The 18,387-nt window shown below is 51.5% G+C and carries 19 protein-coding genes; 8 read left to right on the top strand and 11 right to left on the bottom strand.

Features of this window, described 5'->3' with window-relative positions; translation table 11 throughout:
* The first annotated feature begins 491 nt into the window (after positions 1–491).
* Entirely contained in the window at positions 492–1,616 is a 1,125-nt protein-coding gene (locus tag DXY31_RS03430; RefSeq protein WP_114992160.1) for an NAD(P)-binding protein, read from the top strand.
* Positions 1,617–2,194: 578 nt separating this feature from the next.
* Here DXY31_RS03430 and DXY31_RS17825 read toward each other — a convergent pair.
* Positions 2,195–2,332, bottom strand: coding sequence for a hypothetical protein (locus DXY31_RS17825; protein ID WP_371639039.1), 138 nt, complete (start codon positions 2,330–2,332; stop codon positions 2,195–2,197).
* A 286-nt stretch (positions 2,333–2,618) separates the two neighbouring features.
* Here DXY31_RS17825 and DXY31_RS17305 point away from each other — a divergent pair, with 286 nt between their 5' ends.
* Positions 2,619–2,807, top strand: a complete 189-nt coding sequence (locus tag DXY31_RS17305) for a hypothetical protein (RefSeq protein WP_137024885.1) — start codon at positions 2,619–2,621, stop codon at positions 2,805–2,807.
* Between the two features lie 733 nt (positions 2,808–3,540).
* On the opposite strand, the gene DXY31_RS03410 is transcribed toward DXY31_RS17305, so the two are convergent.
* Positions 3,541–5,091, bottom strand: a complete 1,551-nt coding sequence (locus DXY31_RS03410; RefSeq protein WP_244279509.1) for an NAD(P)/FAD-dependent oxidoreductase — start codon at positions 5,089–5,091, stop codon at positions 3,541–3,543.
* Positions 5,092–5,422: 331 nt separating this feature from the next.
* Positions 5,423–5,836 carry a DUF1499 domain-containing protein gene (locus DXY31_RS03405; protein WP_114992156.1) on the bottom strand — a complete coding sequence of 138 codons (414 nt, stop codon included), beginning with the start codon at positions 5,834–5,836 and terminating at the stop codon, positions 5,423–5,425.
* Positions 5,837–5,999: 163 nt separating this feature from the next.
* Between DXY31_RS03405 and DXY31_RS03400 the strand changes: the two genes are divergently transcribed.
* Positions 6,000–6,299 carry a hypothetical protein gene (locus DXY31_RS03400; RefSeq protein ID WP_114992155.1) on the top strand — a complete coding sequence of 100 codons (300 nt, stop codon included), beginning with the start codon at positions 6,000–6,002 and terminating at the stop codon, positions 6,297–6,299.
* A 29-nt stretch (positions 6,300–6,328) separates the two neighbouring features.
* Here DXY31_RS03400 and DXY31_RS03395 read toward each other — a convergent pair whose 3' ends face one another.
* Complete coding sequence (locus DXY31_RS03395) at positions 6,329–7,363, bottom strand: bestrophin family ion channel (RefSeq protein WP_244279507.1); 1,035 nt, start codon at positions 7,361–7,363, stop codon at positions 6,329–6,331.
* Between the two features lie 29 nt (positions 7,364–7,392).
* Here DXY31_RS03395 and DXY31_RS03390 point away from each other — a divergent pair, with 29 nt between their 5' ends.
* A complete protein-coding gene (locus DXY31_RS03390) occupies positions 7,393–7,662 on the top strand; it encodes a cupin domain-containing protein (RefSeq protein ID WP_114992154.1) in 270 nt (89 codons plus the stop codon).
* Between the two features lie 32 nt (positions 7,663–7,694).
* On the opposite strand, the gene DXY31_RS03385 is transcribed toward DXY31_RS03390, so the two are convergent.
* Positions 7,695–7,943 carry a DUF1651 domain-containing protein gene (locus DXY31_RS03385; RefSeq protein ID WP_114992153.1) on the bottom strand — a complete coding sequence of 83 codons (249 nt, stop codon included), beginning with the start codon at positions 7,941–7,943 and terminating at the stop codon, positions 7,695–7,697.
* 242 nt (positions 7,944–8,185) lie between these two features.
* Here DXY31_RS03385 and DXY31_RS03380 point away from each other — a divergent pair, with 242 nt between their 5' ends.
* Both DXY31_RS03380 and DXY31_RS03375 read left to right on the top strand, forming a co-directional pair.
* Positions 8,186–8,371, top strand: a complete 186-nt coding sequence (locus DXY31_RS03380) for a hypothetical protein (protein WP_114992152.1) — start codon at positions 8,186–8,188, stop codon at positions 8,369–8,371.
* A 536-nt stretch (positions 8,372–8,907) separates the two neighbouring features.
* Positions 8,908–9,165 carry a hypothetical protein gene (locus tag DXY31_RS03375; protein WP_244279505.1) on the top strand — a complete coding sequence of 86 codons (258 nt, stop codon included), beginning with the start codon at positions 8,908–8,910 and terminating at the stop codon, positions 9,163–9,165.
* Positions 9,166–9,349: 184 nt separating this feature from the next.
* Here DXY31_RS03375 and DXY31_RS03370 read toward each other — a convergent pair whose 3' ends face one another.
* Positions 9,350–9,631, bottom strand: coding sequence for a hypothetical protein (locus DXY31_RS03370; RefSeq protein WP_114992150.1), 282 nt, complete (start codon positions 9,629–9,631; stop codon positions 9,350–9,352).
* 160 nt (positions 9,632–9,791) lie between these two features.
* Between DXY31_RS03370 and DXY31_RS03365 the strand changes: the two genes are divergently transcribed.
* Positions 9,792–10,526, top strand: coding sequence for a peroxiredoxin-like family protein (locus DXY31_RS03365; RefSeq protein WP_114992293.1), 735 nt, complete (start codon positions 9,792–9,794; stop codon positions 10,524–10,526).
* A gap of 13 nt (positions 10,527–10,539) precedes the next feature.
* Positions 10,540–11,100: a pyridoxamine 5'-phosphate oxidase family protein gene (locus DXY31_RS03360; protein WP_244279503.1), complete on the top strand. Its 561-nt coding sequence runs from the start codon at positions 10,540–10,542 to the stop codon at positions 11,098–11,100.
* Here the strand turns inward: DXY31_RS03360 and DXY31_RS03355 are convergent.
* The 5 genes from DXY31_RS03355 to DXY31_RS03335 all read right to left on the bottom strand — a co-directional run.
* The gene (locus DXY31_RS03355) at positions 11,027–11,554 is read right to left on the bottom strand and encodes a hypothetical protein (RefSeq protein ID WP_114992148.1); all 528 of its coding nucleotides are present in this window, start codon (positions 11,552–11,554) and stop codon (positions 11,027–11,029) included. The two genes, DXY31_RS03360 and DXY31_RS03355, sit on opposite strands and share 74 nt — an antisense overlap.
* 203 nt (positions 11,555–11,757) lie before the next feature.
* Positions 11,758–13,722 carry a S8/S53 family peptidase gene (locus DXY31_RS03350; RefSeq protein WP_170953527.1) on the bottom strand — a complete coding sequence of 655 codons (1,965 nt, stop codon included), beginning with the start codon at positions 13,720–13,722 and terminating at the stop codon, positions 11,758–11,760.
* Positions 13,722–13,967 (bottom strand): hypothetical protein, encoded by a 246-nt coding sequence (locus DXY31_RS16730; RefSeq protein ID WP_170953526.1) that lies wholly within the window; start codon positions 13,965–13,967, stop codon positions 13,722–13,724. The genes DXY31_RS03350 and DXY31_RS16730 overlap by 1 nt, the downstream gene beginning before the upstream one ends.
* A gap of 612 nt (positions 13,968–14,579) precedes the next feature.
* Entirely contained in the window at positions 14,580–16,955 is a 2,376-nt protein-coding gene (locus DXY31_RS03345) for a S8 family serine peptidase (RefSeq protein ID WP_114992146.1), read from the bottom strand.
* Positions 16,956–17,449: 494 nt separating this feature from the next.
* On the bottom strand, positions 17,450–18,387 hold a 938-nt coding region (locus tag DXY31_RS03335), incomplete at its 5' end, for a S8 family serine peptidase (protein WP_206749786.1).

Genomic DNA, 18,387 nt, shown 5'->3' with positions numbered 1-18,387 from the left:
ATTCTATACTTGCACGCATCAACATGGATATGGAAGTTCATCCGTCTTGATCGCATGCTCTTTGAAGAGGCTGATCTTTTCAGGCGATCCTGTTAATCAGCGTCTCCCTATCGGTATTGCATTTCTGCATCTTCAATCCGCCTCTGCAGTGACTGATCACGAGAGAGCATCTTTCGGGCAAGTCACTGTCGATGATCGTGGTTCAAGCGGTGGCTGCGCTGTTAGTGCTGGTGCTGCTTTCAGTCTGGTTGCTGTTGCGGTTTTCTTTTGCGATCTCAGGCGCCTGCACTGTGCTTGCTTCAAGGCTTTCAATTTGATGCTTTGTGTTCAATGATTTGAGTATCGATTCCTACGGCGTCAGTGCCCTATCTACGCGATAAGTGGTGAGCACGGAGTTCTGCTCCGGGAAGCGCTTAGGGAGAGTCAAGACGGGTCGCCACCCGTCTTTTTTTGTTGTCTCGTTCAGAATCAAAACGTTTTCATTGGTTTCCATGCCTGGCAGGGATGTTGATCTTGTTGTGATCGGTGCTGGGCTTTCCGGTTGCGCGTTGGTGGCAGCTCTGAAGAGCAAGGGCTGGTGCGGCACTATTCAGATTTTGGAAGCTGGTCGGGGACCTGGAGGACGCTCGGCGACTAGGCGACGACGCGACTCCCCTCTATGGCGACTGGATCATGGAACTCCGACCCTGAGCTTTCAGTCCGAGCCTTGTGGGCAGCTGCGGGAGTTGATGACATCGCTTGAGCAACGTGGCGTTGTTCGCGTTGACCGCGATCCAGTCGTTGGCCTGGACCATCTTGGTGCCGTTGTTGCGCCTCCTGATCACCCTCTGCTGCGAGGGCCGCGCTGGCGAGGCATCCCCACGATGGCAACCGTGGTGGAGACGTTGCTTTCTGATGGCGGAAATTCTGTCGACGCCCGTTTTGGAGAGCGGATTCAGACACTCTCCAGGGTTGATGAGCGCTGGGTGTTTCCGGGTGGGCTTCGAGGCCGGGGACTCATCCTGAGCGGAACGCTCCTCGCACATCCTCGTTCGTTAGCGATGCTTGGTTGGAGAGATGTGCCCCTGCGTGAGGCTGTCCCTGAGGGGCACGATTCTGTACTTGATGAAGCACTCGCCTGGATTGCCAACCTCAACGCGAGCATCCGTTGGAATCTGATGGTTCAGTTTCCAGCGATGGATTCCGATTCATTGCCTCGGCAGATCTGGCTAACGCCTCGCGCTCAGCAGCAATTCGGAGTGGAACGCATTGTGCTTCAGCGACAGCAACAGGGTGGTCTTGGCCTGGTGATGCATGGCCTTGATGATGGTGCGTTGATCACACCCGAAACACAGCCACAGTTGATGACTGTTCAGGAACAGCGATTGCTGAGCCTGTTGCCAGAGATTCTGCAGCCCTGGCCATCACTACAGGGGTTGGTCTCCAACGCTCATTCACTTGGTGTAATGCGCTGGGGAGCTGCACAACCCTTGGACCAAGGAATGCCAAATGCACTGCAGTGGTGCAGACGAGTCCGTGTGGGTTTTTGTGGCGACTGGATTGCGGGATCTGGTTTTGGCATGGCGGAGGGGGCCCTCCAGAGCGGTCTAGATCTGGCCGAGTTGATCGCGTCCTGAATGGCGACTCTCCTCTGATGGGCCCCTACACGTCGTCGGTTCATGCATAAGAATCACAGGTTTGTGATAAGTGCTGGCCGGATGCCGTAGAGCGCGTCACAACAGAGAAAAGGTCGTTTCCCATGCGCAGCCGATTTCAGCCTGTCCGGATTCATGCCAGTGTTCATGATGATGAGCCGTGCCAGTGCCAAGACTGTGTGGCCCTGCGTCGTCGTTTGACCCAAATGGTCACTCAGACCAAGCCATTGGCTAAGGCGAATTGTTCTGTTTATGCCTGCCGGTGAGCTCAAGCCTCTTCCTTCTTGCCTTTTCAAGGCTGCAACGGGTTCCTGATAAGCGTTTTCGTCGATTATCACTAGTGATCTGGATTGGTTGCGTTGCCATTCAGATCAGACTTCAGCAATGGCTTGATTCACTTTGAGGATCACCCAATGTTTCGATCCTGATCATTGAAGCGTTGGAGGTACGTGATTTTCCATTTGTGATCAGCCGTACTCTGGACACAAGCCAGCCTGGTCTTGCCAGGTTGGACACCAGTGTTGGCAGCGTTTAGTCAGGTGGTGTCCCTGGTGGAGCAGCTATTGTCTGAGCTTGCAGGCCACCTTCTTGCGGCAGTGAGCATCTACTCCGTAGGTGAAGTGCTGACAGGTGAGGCAGATTCGGGCTCCCTTCCAGTTCTGAAGCCCTCCTTCATCAACGTAGTCCCATTCATCCACGGATCACTTGGCAGCTAGTGCATCTGCACTAGTGCGCGAAGCGTTGTGGGGTCAAGTGGCTTCAGAAAAGCTTCTGATCATCTTTGGGCAAGATCCCCATTTCGGGGGATCTAAGCCTCGTGTTGATGCGTCAAGGTGATGGGGTGCAGGGTGCTCAATCAGCCCTCGGAGGCGAGACCGGGGGCTTTTCAATGCACTCTCCATGGTGTTTGAACCCCACGAGCTTTCACCTGACGCTCCGGGAGTGGGCGACAGTGGGCAGAATCGAGTGCTTTGATTCAAGGCAATGCCAAAGTGGATCGCAGCACTGCTTTGCCTGGCCACCTGTCTCTTTGTTTTGGCGAGTGGAGTGAATGCCGATTTCACGATTCACGTGGGTTTAAGAACTCCACCCGCCGAGGCCCATTGTCATCGGGTTGGAACCCGGAGTACCGATCTCGGTCGGGTTCTGGATGTTTATGCTTGCCGCCCATGAAAAAGAGGCAGAGTGCCAGCTCTGCCCCTGAGTTTTCTCGTCGTGCCACCCATGGCTTAGACGCAGATCAACCTTCTCCTCATTGTCGGAATGCGGTCGTATGCATGGACACACAATCGCCATTGATTGGCAAGACCAAGCTGGTTGACGTTCCGTTGTGAGTGTTGGCTGGTTATTGGCCAAAACCCTTGTTCGATGATTGCTTTTGAACTTTCTTTGTTCTGGGCTCAGTTGTCGTGGTCACAGCAGAATCTTTGAAAAAGATCCCATCCAGCCACACGGTGATGATATAAACAACGATCAGGACTGGGATCAGAACAAGCCACTGATTCTCAAACTCGTAGGGAATTTGCTGAACTCCAAAGATCGCCAAGTATCCGGTGATCAGAGTGAAGATGAATCTGCGAAGGCTGGAGGGATTCAAGGCAGTGAGCTGTCTCTGTCGAGCAGTACATTGCTGTCATCGCTTAGAGAGCACTGACAGTGAATGTGAATTGAGTCTGCTCAGGGTTTGATTTCAGTCAACACCTGTTCCACTCACCAGGCACCCAGTTGTAATATCTATTATCGAAATGTATGGTGAATAAAGTCAATATCGGCGTGTGTTCTTGGAGGGTCAATATGTTTTGTTGTACGACGAGAGTCAGGGATTGAGAGCGTCCGTAATGGATAGGAGATCATGCAGTTTATGCAATATCCTCATACTCTCTCCGTACAACTTTTGCTCCCCCATTCAACAGGCTTCCGCGTTTGTTCTTAGCCAAGAATATGGGTCTGCCTCAGGTTTTGCCTGTGGATCGATTTGACGCGCGGCTCGTAATCCAGATTCAATTGCACCCTCCACCCATCCACTCTTCATCGTGGTGAAATCGCCGGCAAAATAAATTCGGCCTTCTGCTTTTTCCCATTCGTTGATCATCCAAGCTCCCCCAACAGGAGGGCTGCCAAAGGAACCTCTGACCCAAGGTTGCTCAGACCAGGCAAACTCCTTGATCATTTCTACTTGATCAAACAAATCAGGCATATCCTTTCTGAACATATCAACTATTTCCTGCGCACGAATGGCACGTGGTCTTGCGAGAAGTCGCTCGGCGTTTGCACCATTAAGATAGAAAAAAGTATTACCGTAACCACCTTCTTCGTTGCCCGTGATATCAATTACTCTTTCCCATGGTTGATCAGAGCCAGCAAGGGGCCAGCCGTGAATATGATGGCTAAGCCATTTTGGCGTTTTAGTTTGAACAACTACTTTTACTGTTTTATCCCACTCCATTTCATTAAACATCTTGCTTTTTCTTGAGGACCAGTTCGGGGTCACTTTAACGTCTTTTAAGACTGTAAATGGAATCGTGGTTATCAAGTGATCTGCAGACCACTCACGTCCATCAGCAACCCGGATGTTTACTTTGTTGGTGGATTGGCTGATCTCCACCACCGGAGAATTAAGAATAATGTGCCCTTCAAGCTCTCGAGCTAGTGCTTTTGGTAATTGATCGTTGCCACCTTTTATGCGAAAAAGATTCTGATCACCAAAATGGTAAGCTAAGTCAGGAATCGTGCTTAAAGCGGGCGAGCTTGATGTAAATGTTCCCCCGTGGGCGTCGAGAACCTTGAGAAACGCATCCGAAGCTCCGACTTGCTTGAGCATCTCTCCGATTGTTAGCTTGTCAAGCCGTTTGCGTGTATCAAAATCAGGCCATTCAGCGGCAAGGACGGTATCAGTATCCAGACCATTTAAAAACAGGTAATGATTTAAGGTAGAGGAAACAGTCACGTTTCTTTCTTTTTTGTTTAAATCAAATGGCCAATTGAATAATGAAGCGGATTCTGCTGTTTTGCCGTCATACAAATAGCGTGGAAGGCCATCATTGAGGCTAAGAAGAGGTAGCTTAAAATGCTCGATGTATTTTAGAACGTAGGGCATATTTGAGCGAAAATGTCCTCCGCCAGCTTCTGAAAATTGTCCGCCTTTCAAAGGTATGGATAGTAAGCGACCTCCAACACGATCTTGATATTCAATGACTTTCACGTCATGCCCTGCTCTGTGTAGTGCCAAGGCAGCTGTCAATCCAGACATGCCTGCTCCTAAAACAAGTACCTTCTGGCGGTCAATTTTTTTCTGACGTGTATTTTGAGTGGATCTTGCGTGAGACCAATGTTCTGTAAGAAATGGCACCGATGCCATGCCGGCAATTGAATTGCGAAGAAATGTGCGACGAGAAGGTAAGCGTGACGGCACGGTCAAATCTGCTTTTTTATTCAATAGCAATGCACTTCCAGGCAAGCTGTAAATCAGAATAATTCTTTATTGAGTCAGGCGAAATATTAATGTGTAGCTGTTTGTATTAGGTTGAAACCCTTTTGAGCAACGCACTCTGTTGATGTTGATCGATGCTGAGCTGATAAGTTCAGGTTCTCCAATAGATCCGACCACCAATAAAGCTGAGACTGGTGTCAATGCTTAGAGCACTGTGACCTATGCGCGAGACGTTGGAATCATCTCAGCTTGAACTATTGGAGATTCAGGCTTTCATCAATGAGCAGGATGCGTTCGTGCCGGCAGTTGATTTGCTGGTGAGGTTTAGAGCATTGATTGCTCGACAGAGACTATTTTTTCAAGCTTCCGATGTTTCAACCGTCTTGGAGAGGCTCTCCAGGCGTTGTGCATTTACGCCGAGGTCGGACTCTCCGAGGCGCGAGATGGAGCGTGCCTCCAGAGTGACCGTATCGTTGGTATGAAGTTCAACGTCATCGACGAAACCAAAGATCCTGCTGCTGTAGGTGGCATGCAGGTAGTTGGTGCTCTGTTCGATAATCTCGGTGCGTGGAGAGTTCTCGATCCGTTCAGAGAGCTGTTTCAGCGCTGCGGAGGAATCGGCAACCTTCCATACGGTGCTTGCACAGTGCTCAGGGCCTGGGCAAGGACTCAGGTGTCCTGCATCAGTACCCAGGTCGGTGGGCAAGGGGCCAACAAAATGGAACAGGGCCAGAACGAACGGGATGGTGATTTGAACCAGAATGGAAGGCATGCTGATCAAAAGTCCAGGCTTTCATTCATCTTATGAGCTCCCACTGACGAACATTCCCTGATCCAAGTCATGGGCAGTGATCAAGACAGGAGCAGCAACGTTCAATGATCGGCTTGTCTAGGCGCAATCCAATCCTGATCAGGATGTGTCAAGCATCAGGTCAATGTTTCTCTGTGTGGCTATTTCTTGGAAAGCAGTCCTGTTGGTCATGAGAATCCTAAGTGCAATTCTGCTGAGCTTCCTTCTGTTTGGTTTTGGTTCTGGTGCGATTGCAACTGATTTGTCCATCTCTGGTAGCGGAAGAAACAGAGAGGTGACGCTGAACAAATTGCTGTCAAAAGTTCCGGAAGGGGCGGCAATCACCGATGCAACCTGCAAAAGGATTGGCATCGCTGGCCTGAATTATCAGTATCGCTGTTCTGTGGCCTGGGAATTCAGCAATCAATATCTGGGAGCACCATAACTGTGGTTTTCCACCTTGCCCTGTTCTGCTCAGGTCCAGCGCACGGGATCATCCGATTTGAGGTGTTGCACGTGATCGGTCGCATGATCGAGCAGGTCATGACTGATCGTGAGGCAGATGCTGTCCAGGGGCAGGGAAAAGCTGCTGCAATCTGCGTCAAACGGACCCTCCACATAGGCACCGATCCGTTCCGCCATCAGGAACAGCACCACGATCACCACACTTCCAAAACGACTTTGTGAGTCAGGACCCAGGTCGTGGAAGTACAACAGCAGCAACAGAACGAATAACCAATTCAGAAGTCTGACGAAAACCGCGTAAGACGCTGGAAGTGGTGTGTTGCGGATTCGCTCCAAGCCACCAATGGCATCGGTGCAGGCGTTGCCGACTTGCATCAGCTGTAGACGTCCGAATCCATCGGTCAATCCTTGGCGATGCAGATCCCCGATCCACACCCCCCTCAGCTGTCCCAGCTGGCGCAGGTTGGTGGTACTGGGCAACTTCAGATCTTGCAGCAATTGATCTTGCATCTCCCTTAGGTCTCGCTGCCAGAAGTTGCGCAGTTGAAAGTTCAGTTGCCAGATGATGGCAACCTGCAAACGCAATAACTTACGTTCCTGACGTCCGGGCGGCCTGCTGCTATCGAGATGGGCCCGCAATGAGTCTGCCCAGCTTCGGCTCACATTGACAACGCTGCCCCAGAGTTTCCTGGCTTCCCACCAGCGTCCGATCGCCTGGGTGTTGCGAAAGCCCAGAAAAATCGATGCGGCGATGCCCATAATCCGCACCACGCTTTCATTGGCGGTCCAGTTGCGGGGGATCCAGTTCTGATGGACGAGAACAGTGATCAACAGCAGCACCAGCAGGTCAAAGCGCATGCGCCAGAGCAGCTGCAGCAAAACGAGTACGTAGTCATGTCTTCGGGTGCTTGGTGGATAGCCGTAGTCGCCAGAGTCGATCATGGGCTGCTTTTGCAGAGACTTGATCACAGCAGCGATCATCGCTGGCCAATCACGCGTTCTATTGCCAAGGCTCGATGCCTGGGGCCGGCGCCGAGTAATCATGGTTTGCTGATGCCGCGACCGACCCCGCGATGATCTGTGTGACCTCCAACTGCCCGGAGAGTGTGATCCTGGCCCTTGGCGTTCGCGACTGGCCGGTCTGGGCCTGTGAAATCAGCTCGTTCCCCTGGCATTACGACCAGCGGGAAACCTGTCTGCTGCTGGAGGGTGAAGTCACGGTGACACCTGAAAACGGTGAGCCGGTTCGATTCGGTGCTGGTGACCTTGTTGAATTTCCAGCAGGACTGTCATGCACCTGGCAGGTTCATCAACCCGTTCGTAAGCATTACCAGTTCGGCTGACCACACCGCTGTGTCAGGCAAGGATTCACTGCTCAGAATTCAGCGTCAGCGGCCCACTGAGGCCTACATGGGATCCAACCAACGCGCAGGAGTTCACCCCAGAGGCGTTCAGCAGTGTGCTGGCTCAGATGAACGCGTGTGCTCAGCAATGGTGCTTGGTTTGGAAAAGGTCGCCCTGAATCCACGAACACCCTCGGCTCGCATTTCCAGCTTTTTTCGTCGGCATGGAACCGTTTCGTGTCCTGGGTGCTGGGATCCTGGATCCAACCATGGCTTGGCATCGTTTGCGTGGGGTGATCAGGGACGCACGCATCCACTCCTCAGCCTTGAACGGTGCATAGGGGGAGCTCGGAGCCATGGATCCTCTGCTGATACACCTGTTCTAGTGGAGTAGTACAGATGTGTCAACGCGTGGCTTGGCCGTGCTCCTGCCTCTGTGGGAAGCGGTTCGTTTCGGTTCACGCGTACATTGATGATCCAGAGAATGGGCTTGAGCCCATCGGGTTCGAGCTGTTCGCCCACGATGATCTATCTCGCGTTCCGTTACGGCAATCTTGAGATGAGCAATCTCAGTGTCGTTGTGATTGTTGCCGCAGGGGTGCTGTCCCTGGTGTTTTTTGTTGTGGCTTCCTTGAACACCGATACCAGGGGATTGATTGATTCGGCGGTACAGAAGTTTGACGACGATGACCAAAGCCAGCCCCGCTGATCACGGCAGCTCCGAGGTCTGGTTTTGGGGGCTGGCTTTCGGAGTTGACACTCTGAAGTGAGTGTCTCCGATCTTTTGCAGCCATTCAAACAGGGATTTCAGCCTCAATTTCCCAGCCTTGATCCGTGAGTTCCTGGATCTGCACTGGTGCCTCCTGAGATGGAACCTCAACAAGGCGAAACTCTTGTCCCTGGTGACAGTAAATCCTGGTTTGACCGATCACGGCGGGGGCTCCCGGGTGACACATTGTTATCAAAGCCGTTTTCATGTCCAGAGACAAGGGAGATGAGACTCGGTTGCCCATTTGCTCACATTGGTGAATCGAAGTAGCTCAGACGGCTTTCGGGGACTTGGCTTGACAGTGATAGATCACTCCTGTGTTGATGTTGTGATTTGACTGTTTTGCCCGGCGTGTTGATTGCCCTCTTTGACAAGAGCTGATGACTGTTTTGGGGGGGGGGCGGCTGCAACGTTATTCCTTCTTAGGCCTCGGCTTTCAGGCTGTGTAAGGTGTTTATTTTGCTTGACGCGTTGGTGTGTTCGTTGCTACTGCGCAGTTAGTGATGGATTCATCAATGTCACAAGCACGTGAGCTGATCAACGCACACCTTTACCCAGTGCTCTTCATCTTTGCTGTGATCTATGGAGCAATTCAGATTTCTCCAATGGCGAATCAAGCGCGCTATTTCAATCACTGCGTTGATGAAGTGATTCGAGAAAGCAATGTAGAGAAAATGTCTTTTTCAGAAAAACGTGCTGTCGCTGTAAGGCTCTGTAATGGGACTTCCCTTTAGTTGATTGTTTCTGAAAATTAATTGTCTTCTATAGCTTATCGCTCTCGATAGTTTTTGTGGTACGAACACTTTTTATATTAGCTTGGGATCGTTGAAATCATGCCTCCATGAATGATTATGAGGTTTGTCTTGCTCGCTGGTTGAATTGAACAATGTCGTGGGAGGGGTATGAGTCAATCTCGTTTTATGAGTCAAATTCTCGTTTGAAATAGTTGACGGCAATCTCCTCTGGCTTGAATCCTTCTAGAACCAGTTCAGCCAGTTCGATCAGCCATGTTCGTCGCATCATTTTCTGATGTGGCTGTCCATCAATCGTGCAGGGGAAGACCACGTCATAGCCTCGATGCCCTGCAGGGGTCTTCGATTCCCTGCGCGTGATTCCGTAACCAGCTTCCTGAAGGATGTTGCGCGACAGCTCGTAGGGCGTGACCTGCCGCTGAGCTGCCAACCTCTGGACCCGTCCCATGGTCAGACTTGTCTGTGCTGTCCCCACGCTGCACAGAGCACGGCTTGTCGGCAAGCTCCACTCGTCGGAGAGTGGGAGTCATCGCTCACCGTTTGCGGGCCAAACAGACCATGCTGTCATGCAGGTCGGACCTCTACGAGGCACTGTTGACAGCCCTTTCATGAAAGCACCAGAAGCACTGTTGGAACGTATTGCAGAGAGTCAAGTCCATGATCAGGGCTTCAAGCGTCTGATTCTGCTGCTGACACAGCTTGGTGACTTTGATTCGATGGAATATGCCCAGGCGTTAGTCCCTGCGCTGCCCAGGCTCGAACAGGCAGGGATTCGCCCCCTCGCCATTGCGATTGGCGATCAGGCAGGGGCAGAGCGCTTCTGCTCGTTTACGGGGATGCCGCAGGAGTTGCTTCAGGTGGAGCCTGATTCCCAGTTGCATCAGGCTCTTGGCCTATCTCCCGGTCTTCAGGCTCCAGGAGGGCCCTGGCCATCGCTTCTGCTGATGTGTGCCGGCGTTGGTTCCCCAGGAACTCTGGCCGAGGTGTTGCGTGGCTACACCGGCGACCGTTCAGCGGCTCAACGCTTTGATGCTGATGAAACCGTGTCGACAGGAGTTCTGCCTCCGATTCCTGCCGCTCTGTTCCGGCGGGCTGGCGGCGAGGGTTTCCAGCGCCCATTTGAGCTGGCCACGGTTCGCCTGCGCAACATGAATGAGGTGCTCCGTCACTGGAGCACGTACGTGCCGGATGATCGCTTCATCACGCAGCGCGGCGGTACCTTCCTGCTGGATAGCGACGATTCCCTCCTCTACGTCTACCGCGATCGTGGCATCCTTGGATTTTCGGCAACAATGCAGCGCCCACTTGCATTTCTCGATCCCTGGCTGAATGATGCCGATTGATCAGGACACTGTGATGAGTCTGCCTCCCTGGCGCGCAGTCGTGCGTGGAGCTCGTCAACGTGAGGGACGATCACCTGGAGCCACCTGGCTGCAGCTGGCCACTGCTGCATCAGACGGGACGCCCCGCGTGCGCACCCTGGTGTTTCGAGGTTGGAGTTCTGCAGGAGAACTGGAGCTGCTCACCGACGTGCGCAGTGATAAGCCTTCTGAGCTGCTGAGTCAGCCGAGGGTTGAACTCTGCTGGCTGTTCCGCAAGGCTAGAGAGCAGTTTCGTCTGCGTGGCACGGCGGTTCTGGTCAGTGCTGAGCAGGAACCGGAGACGTTGCTCGATCATTGGCAACGCCTGTCACCGTCCGGTCGCATGGTCTGGGCCTGGCCGTCTCCTGGTCAACCCTTTCATTCGCAAGGGCCTTGGCCGCAAGAAGTTGCCGATGACGAGCCGATCTCCGATCATCTGCTGATCATGCGCATTGCCCTGGATCGTGTGGAGCAGCTCGACCTCAAGCCCCATCCCCACCTTCGCCGTTGCTGGACCGCTCAAGATGGCTGGTCCGAGCAGCGTCTGAATCCCTGAGGGTCCACAAGGCCAACCCTCCGCCCCGGCCTCGTGCAACCAACCACCCCTCTTGGCTGCGGCTAATCAGGGCAAAAAACGGCTCCCGACCTTTTTCCGGTGATGGCAATTCACGCTTCAACAGCGTCAAGCGGCCGAGCAGCAGTTCCACTTGCTCAAAGCGGAATTTCAGCAGTGGTTGGCGGCCATTCAGTTCGCCTGGGCCTGTGAACTGGAGGGTGAGACCTGACAGGTTCACGGCGTTGCGCAGTTGAAGACGATCGCCTGATCCATTGCTGATCTCAAGGCAGGCGCCGATGCGTCGCAGCAGCCAGCCGTTGAGGACACTGGCTTTGGTTTGTCCCTTGGCCCAGATGGTGTTCAGCTGCCAGCACCCCACCAGGTTGCTGGCGGTCAGTCCTGAACCGCTTCGCCGAGCCTGCTTCTCTAGATCCAGTAATGCGCTGTGATCCATGTTCACGGTTCAATCGAGCGGGAGTGATGGTGTTGCTTTGTTTCGAGGATGTCATGACAGGCATGTGCTGATCGACTGTTCCTCAGTCGAAGACTGACTCTTGCTGGGCTGAGAGTTTTGATGCATTCCAATCTGATGCATTTAAAAAAGGACCACCCCGGCGGAGTGGTCCTTGCTGCTGTGTGCGATGGGTTGTGGACCAATCAGGCCAGGAACTGATCGTTGGTATAGAAACTTGCCAGTTCATAGTTCTCTGCAAGGGCATGAGAACGGCGGACTGCAGCTTCTGCATTGACCATGCCATGACCAAAAGCATCATCGCGACCTGCAGCTCCAAGATCCATGGCGCTATAGGTCAAAAGATCACGCACATCGCTGCCCGACAGAGAGGTGTTCTCAGACCAAACCAAAGCAGCAACACCGGCCACATTTGGGTTGGCACAGGACGTTCCACCGAAGTCTCTGATATCACCGTCTCCATTGACAGCTCTGCTGTCAGTGGGTGCGGAGAGGGTCAGGTCATCGCCTTGATTGGAATATCCAGCGATTTGAGTGTCGGTAACATTGGTGATGTTGTCGATCTCATCAGTTGCTGTGAACTGAACAGCGCCGACGCTCGCAATGTTCCCAAAGTCGGTTTGGAAATGTGCAAGATTGTAAGTGCTGACACCATCTCTGGACCAGTCATTTCCTGCTGCTACTGAGAAGAATCCATAATCTTCTGTCTCAGCCAGAGATTCCATCATTTGTTCTTCGGTAATCGAGTCGGTGTTTCCACTGGGTCCCCAACGCCCTTCAAGACTCCAACTCGCACCATTCTGAAACACAAGCCGTTCATGAGATTCTCTGTCAGCTTTTGCATCTTCGATTGCTCCGTGAAAGCCTGGATCCCAGACTTGATAAGCCCACATTTGGCTGCCTGGAGCGATCCCCGCAATTCCCTGCGAATCGTGACGCGCTCCCATGACGCTCATTGAGTGATGGCCATGATCACGGTCCTTGGCTAAGGCGCAAGTGTTTTTGCTTGTTTTGTTGACGACATGATCAATTTCATCGTCAATGTCATCAGCATTGCCAGCAATATCACCAATGCCAGAATCAAGAGAAACCATCACCACATCACTGGAGCCTCGATTAAATCGCCAGGCACCAGAGACATCCATGGCCTGGAGGTTCCACTGCTCTTTGGTGGAATCACTCATATTGGCGCGGATCCGGATATCACCATCTTCGCAGGAGATTGTTTCAATGCCCTGCAGATACAGCTCGTCTCCGTTGTTGAGATTGAGAACGTCAAAGACAGTGCCGCCGTAGAATGCTTGTTCGCCAAGTGCCGCGCCGCCGGCTGCCGATTGCCCCAGTTGATTAACAGAACTACCGTTGAATTCAAGGATATCGCTTTTGCTGATGTCATCGAGCACAAGAGTGTCTGTGCCGCCACGACCACGATAAATCCTGCCGGTGTCGAAGGAATCGGCCCAGCTTACATTGTTATACGTGAATGTATTTGCGCTGACGTCACCTCGATAACCACTTCCCACATCCAGGGCATCAATCATGGTGATGTTTTCACTAAAGTCTTCGAGATTGATGTTGAGCCCGTTGGCGTAGGTTGCATCAATATCGACGTCAATATTCCATGTGCTGCGTCGGTCAAGTAAGCTGTCAGATGCTTCCAGTTGATCCTTAAGATTCACGTAGAAGCTGTTTTGATCAAGGTTGAGAGTGGTGCTGCCAAGATCAACAACTTCGCCAGTGGATGATTTGGTGGCAGAAACTGTTGCCGATACCGAGCCAGGCAAATTGAAGCTCATGCCCCCCCAGAGATTGAATTTAGGGGCATGGATGTTTTTGAGACTGCTGAGGTAGTTCTTGTTGTAGCTGATTTCCAGCGCGCCATCTTCAAAGACTTCCTTTTTGGATGCATCACCTGATGCGTCAAAGATGCGTTGTAGCCCGAATACTGAACCCAGGTTCAGATTGCGGTCAAAGAAATGTTCCCCTCTGATGAGATTTGTTTGGAGGTTGTTTCGACCGATGCCAGCTTGTGTGATCCCATTGCTGGACTCTTCTCTCCAGGCAACACGATCATCAATGATTCCTCGGCTGAGCTCAGGGAAAACGCCTCCTTCTGTTTCGGTTTCTATTCCGTTGGCTTTGTTGTGCATTAAGACATTGCTTTTGAAAAGATCTGGCTGCTTCTCAGTATTTGCTCTCTCAAAGCCTTGGCCCAAGCTTTTCGAGGCCTTGCCTGACTTCTTGGAGTCTGTATTTCCTGAGCTTTTGAACTCAATTGGATCCCTGTCAAGTCCAATGCTTCTGAATGATCTTGACCATGTTTTTGCTTCACCTGGTTGCCCGCGACCAACTTTTGACCATTGTGTTGCATCACGCTCAAAGTGTGTTTCACCATCAGATCGAGGGTTGAAACCGGTCTGTGCTCTTGACACGAACTCGTTGGCTTTCTGGCCGTATTGCTCGCCGCGGGTGTTGTCGAGACGCTCCGCTTTGTTGAATCGGTTTGTTTGGAAGCGTCGTCCTCTCGGGGCTTGAAAATAGGATTTAAATTGGTTCAGAAAAAACGAATTGGTGTTGAACATTGGAGGAGAGTATTGTGGAGTTGAATCTCCGGAGACTTCACCATCCTTCTAATTGCAGGTTGATGCGTTGATTGACATCAACGACAGCTGTGATTTTGCTCACAACGTGACTCGATTCAGCTCTGACCGTTGACATGGCCTGAAATCAGCGTTGTTGAGGTTCTGATCTGAATCAACCCTCCGATGCTGCTGCGCGTCATTTGAACGCTTGTTCCGCTCATCGGAGTCCATGCTTTGGTTGCTGGGGCTCAGTCCTGAGCTGGTACGTCGAGTCTGCTTCTCTAGATCCACTCAGGCGCTGTGATCCATGCTTAAGGTTCAATCGTGCGGGCGGAAATGGTATTTCCTTGCTCCGAGGATGCAATGAAAAAGGACCACCCCATCGGGGTGGTCCTTGCCGATGTGACCAATACGTGGTGGATCACTCAGGCCAGGAACTGATCGTTGGTGTAGAAACTTGCAAGTTCATAGTTCTCTGCAAGTGCATGAGAACGGCGGACTGCTGCTTCAGCATTGAGTAAGCCATGGCCATAGGTGTTGTCCCGGCCAACGTCTCCGAGATCCATTGCACTTTGGGTCAGGATTTCGCGCAGCTCACCGCCAACAAGGTCAGTGTTCTCACTCCAGACAAGAGCAGCAACCCCAGCAGCATTGGGGTTGGCACAGGATGTTCCATCGTAGATGCTGATGTCACCGTTGGCGTTAATGGCGCGACTATCTGTCGGTGCGACATAAGTCAAATTGTCTCCACGATTGGAATAGTCAGCCATTTGGTAGCCAGTGATGTTTGTGATCCCATCAATTTCTTCAGTGCCTGTGAATTCAAGTGCGCCAATGCTGGCAATGTTGTCATTGGTGCTTTCTGCCTGTGCAACTCCCGACACACTGTTGTAATCACTGAAATTGCCTGATGCGATTGCATGAAAACCCCACTCGCCAGTGGCATCCAAGGATGCTTGCATCTGCTCTTCTGTGTGAGTGCCTGTATTCCACCAGTGATCACCCTGATACCCACCTTGAAATACAACCCTCTGGTCTTCATCCCTCAGGCCAATGACATCCTGAATATTTTGATGATGGCTTTGGCCATCCCTGTATTCCCCACCAGTAAATGCCCAAAGAGTGCTATTTGGTGCAATTCCTGCAATTCCACCATTGCCATGTTTAGCACCCATGACACTCATGGCTTTGTGTCCATGTTGAGTTCCAGTATCGTTTTTATTGGTCTGATTGACGACGTGACTGATTTCATCATGCACATCTGTTGGATGATCTTCTAAGTCGCCAAGTCCTGCATCTAGTGATGCCAAAACAACATCACTGCTTCCCCTATTGAAGCGCCATGCACCAGAGACATCCATGGCCTGGAGGTTCCACTGCTCTTTGGTGGAATCACTCATATTGGCGCGGATCCGGATATCACCATCTTCGCAGGAGATTGTTTCAATGCCCTGTAGATAGAGCTCGTCTCCGTTATTGAGATTGAGAACGTCGAAGACAGTGCCGCCGTAGAAGGCTTGTTCGCCAAGCGCCGCGCCGCCCGCTGCCGATTGCCCCAGTTGGTGGACAGAACTACCGTTGAACTTAAGGATGTCGCTTTTGTTGATGCCATCCAGAACGATTGTATCTGTGCCGCCACGACCGTGATAAATTCTGCCGGAGCCGAAGCAATCGCCTAAGAAAGTGCTGGTGTAGTTTTGATAGGTAAAATTGTTAGCCGTGACATCTCCCCGATAACCACTTCCGACATCCAGGGCATCAATCATCGTGATATTTTCGTTGAATTCTTCGAGATTGATGTTGAGCCCGTTGTCGTAGGTTGCATCAATATTGACGTCAATATTCCATATGCTGCGCCGGTCAAGTAAGTTGTCAGACGCTTCCAGTTGATCCTTGAGGTTCACATAGAAGCTGTTTTGATCTAGATTGAGAGTAGTGCTACCAAGATCGACTACTTCGCCAGTAGATGATTTGGTTGCAGAAACTGTTGCTGACAACCGGCTTGATTCGTATCCCCTCCCAGGGAAATTGATAGTGGGTGCGATTTCGTTTTTAAGACTATTGAGGTAATTCCTGTTGTAGCTGATTTCCAGTGCACCATCTTCAAAGACTTCCTTTTTGGATGCATCACCTGATGCGTCAAAGATGCGTTGTAGCCCGAATACTGAACCCAGGTTCAGATTGCGGTCAAAGAAATGTTCCCCTCTGATGAGATTTGTTTGGAGGTTGTTTCGACCGATGCCAGCTTGTGTGATCCCATTGCTGGACTCTTCTCTCCAGGCAACACGATCATCAATGATTCCTCGGCTGAGCTCAGGGAAAACGCCTCCTTCTGTTTCGGTTTCTATTCCGTTGGCTTTGTTGTGCATTAAGACATTGCTTTTGAACGGATCGCGCTGATCCTGAATATTTGCTTTCTCAAAGCCTTGTCCTAAGCTTTTCGAGGCCTTGCCTGACTTCTTGAAGTCTGTATTTCCTGCGCTTTTGAACCCAATTGGATCCCTGTCAAGTCCAATGCTTCTGAATGATCTTGACCATGGCTTTGCTTCACTTGGTTGCCCGTGACCAACTTTTGACCACTGTGTTGCATCACCCTCAAAGCGTTCTTCATCATTAAGTCGAGGGTTGAAACCGGTCTGTGCTCTTGACACGAAATCGTTGGCTTTCTGGCCGTATTGCTCGCCGCGGGTGTTGTCGAGACGCTCCGCTTTGTTGAATCGGTTTGTTTGGAAGCGTCGTCCTCTCGGGGCTTGAAAATAGGATTTAAATTGGTTCAGAAAAAACGAATTGGTGTTGAACATTGGAGGAGAGTATTGTGGAGTTGAATCTCCGGAGACTTCACCATCCTTCTAATTGCAGGTTGATGCGTTGATTGACATCAACGACAGCTGTGATTTTGCTCACAACGTGACTCGATTCAGCTCTGACCGTTGACATGGCCTGAAATCAGCGTTGTTGAGGTTCTGATCTGAATCAACCCTCCGATGCTGCTGCGCGTCATTTGAACGCTTGTTCCGCTCATCGGAGTCCATGCTTTGGTTGCTGGGGCTCAGTCCTGAGCTGTTACGTTGAGCCTGCTTTTCTAGATCCACTCAGGCGCTGCGATCCATGCTTAAGGTTCAATCGTGCGGCGGTGATGTTGTGGGCTGGCTTCGAGGATGTCATGACGCCCCCGTGTCGAGCGACTCTTTCTCCGTCGGCAACTAACCCGCACTTGCTTAAGGTTCTGTTGCATGAACAAAGGACCACCCCATTGGGATGATCCCTGCTGTGTGTGTGATGGGTTGTTGATCAATCAGGCCAGGAACTGATCGTTGGTGTAGAAACTTGCCAGTTCATAGTTCTCTGCAAGTGCATGAGAACGGCGAACAGCGGCTTCTGCATTGACCAAGCCATGGCCAAAGGTGATGTCGCGGCCAAGATCTCCAAGATCCATGGCGCTGTGGGTCAAAAGATCACGTACGTCGCTGCCTGAGAGGCAAGTATTTTCAGACCAAACTAAAGCAGCAACACCAGCCACATTTGGGTTTGCGCAAGACGTGCCGCCGAAGTCGGTGATGTCACCATCACCATTAATGGAAGGACTATCTGTAGGGGCAACCAGAGTTAAATTTGCTCCAGCGTTGGAGTAGTCGGCAAGTTCATGATTGTCGTAGTTTGTGATTCCATCGACATCGTTAATTGCTCCGCTGTGCTCTAAAGCACCAATACTTGCAACATTGCCATTGGTCGCTTCGGCTTGAGCAATTCCTGCGACGCTAGTTTTATCGCCATAATTACCTGCTGCCATTGCGAAGAATCCGTAATCTTCCGTTTCATCAATGGCAGTTTGCATATCTGCTTGGCTGGCTCCGTTTGACCACCAATCTCCTTGGATTCCACCTTGAAAAACTAGACGTTGATTGCTCGCTCGATCGGCTTTTGCTCCTTCAATCGCATCATAAAGTTGTGTTCCAGAGTCGTAGACGTTGTAGGCCCACAATTCACTGCCAGGAGCGATGCCAGCTAAGTTTTGGCTGTCATGCTTGGCTGACATCACGCTCATGGCTTGGTGTCCATGGTGTCTTTTGTCCCTATTGTTTTTAGCGGTTTTATTATTGACATGGCTGATTTCATCGTGAATGTCTGAAGCATTGTCAGCGATATCGCCAATGCCATTGTCTAATGAAACCAAGACAACATCACTGGAGCCTCGATTAAATCGCCAGGCACCAGAGACATCCATGGCCTGGA

The sequence above is a fragment of the Synechococcus sp. UW179A genome (genome assembly GCF_900473965.1).
GTDB lineage: Bacteria > Cyanobacteriota > Cyanobacteriia > PCC-6307 > Cyanobiaceae > Synechococcus_C.
Note: the sequence above shows the minus strand (reverse complement) of the source record. Positions and strands in the feature narration are given on the sequence as shown.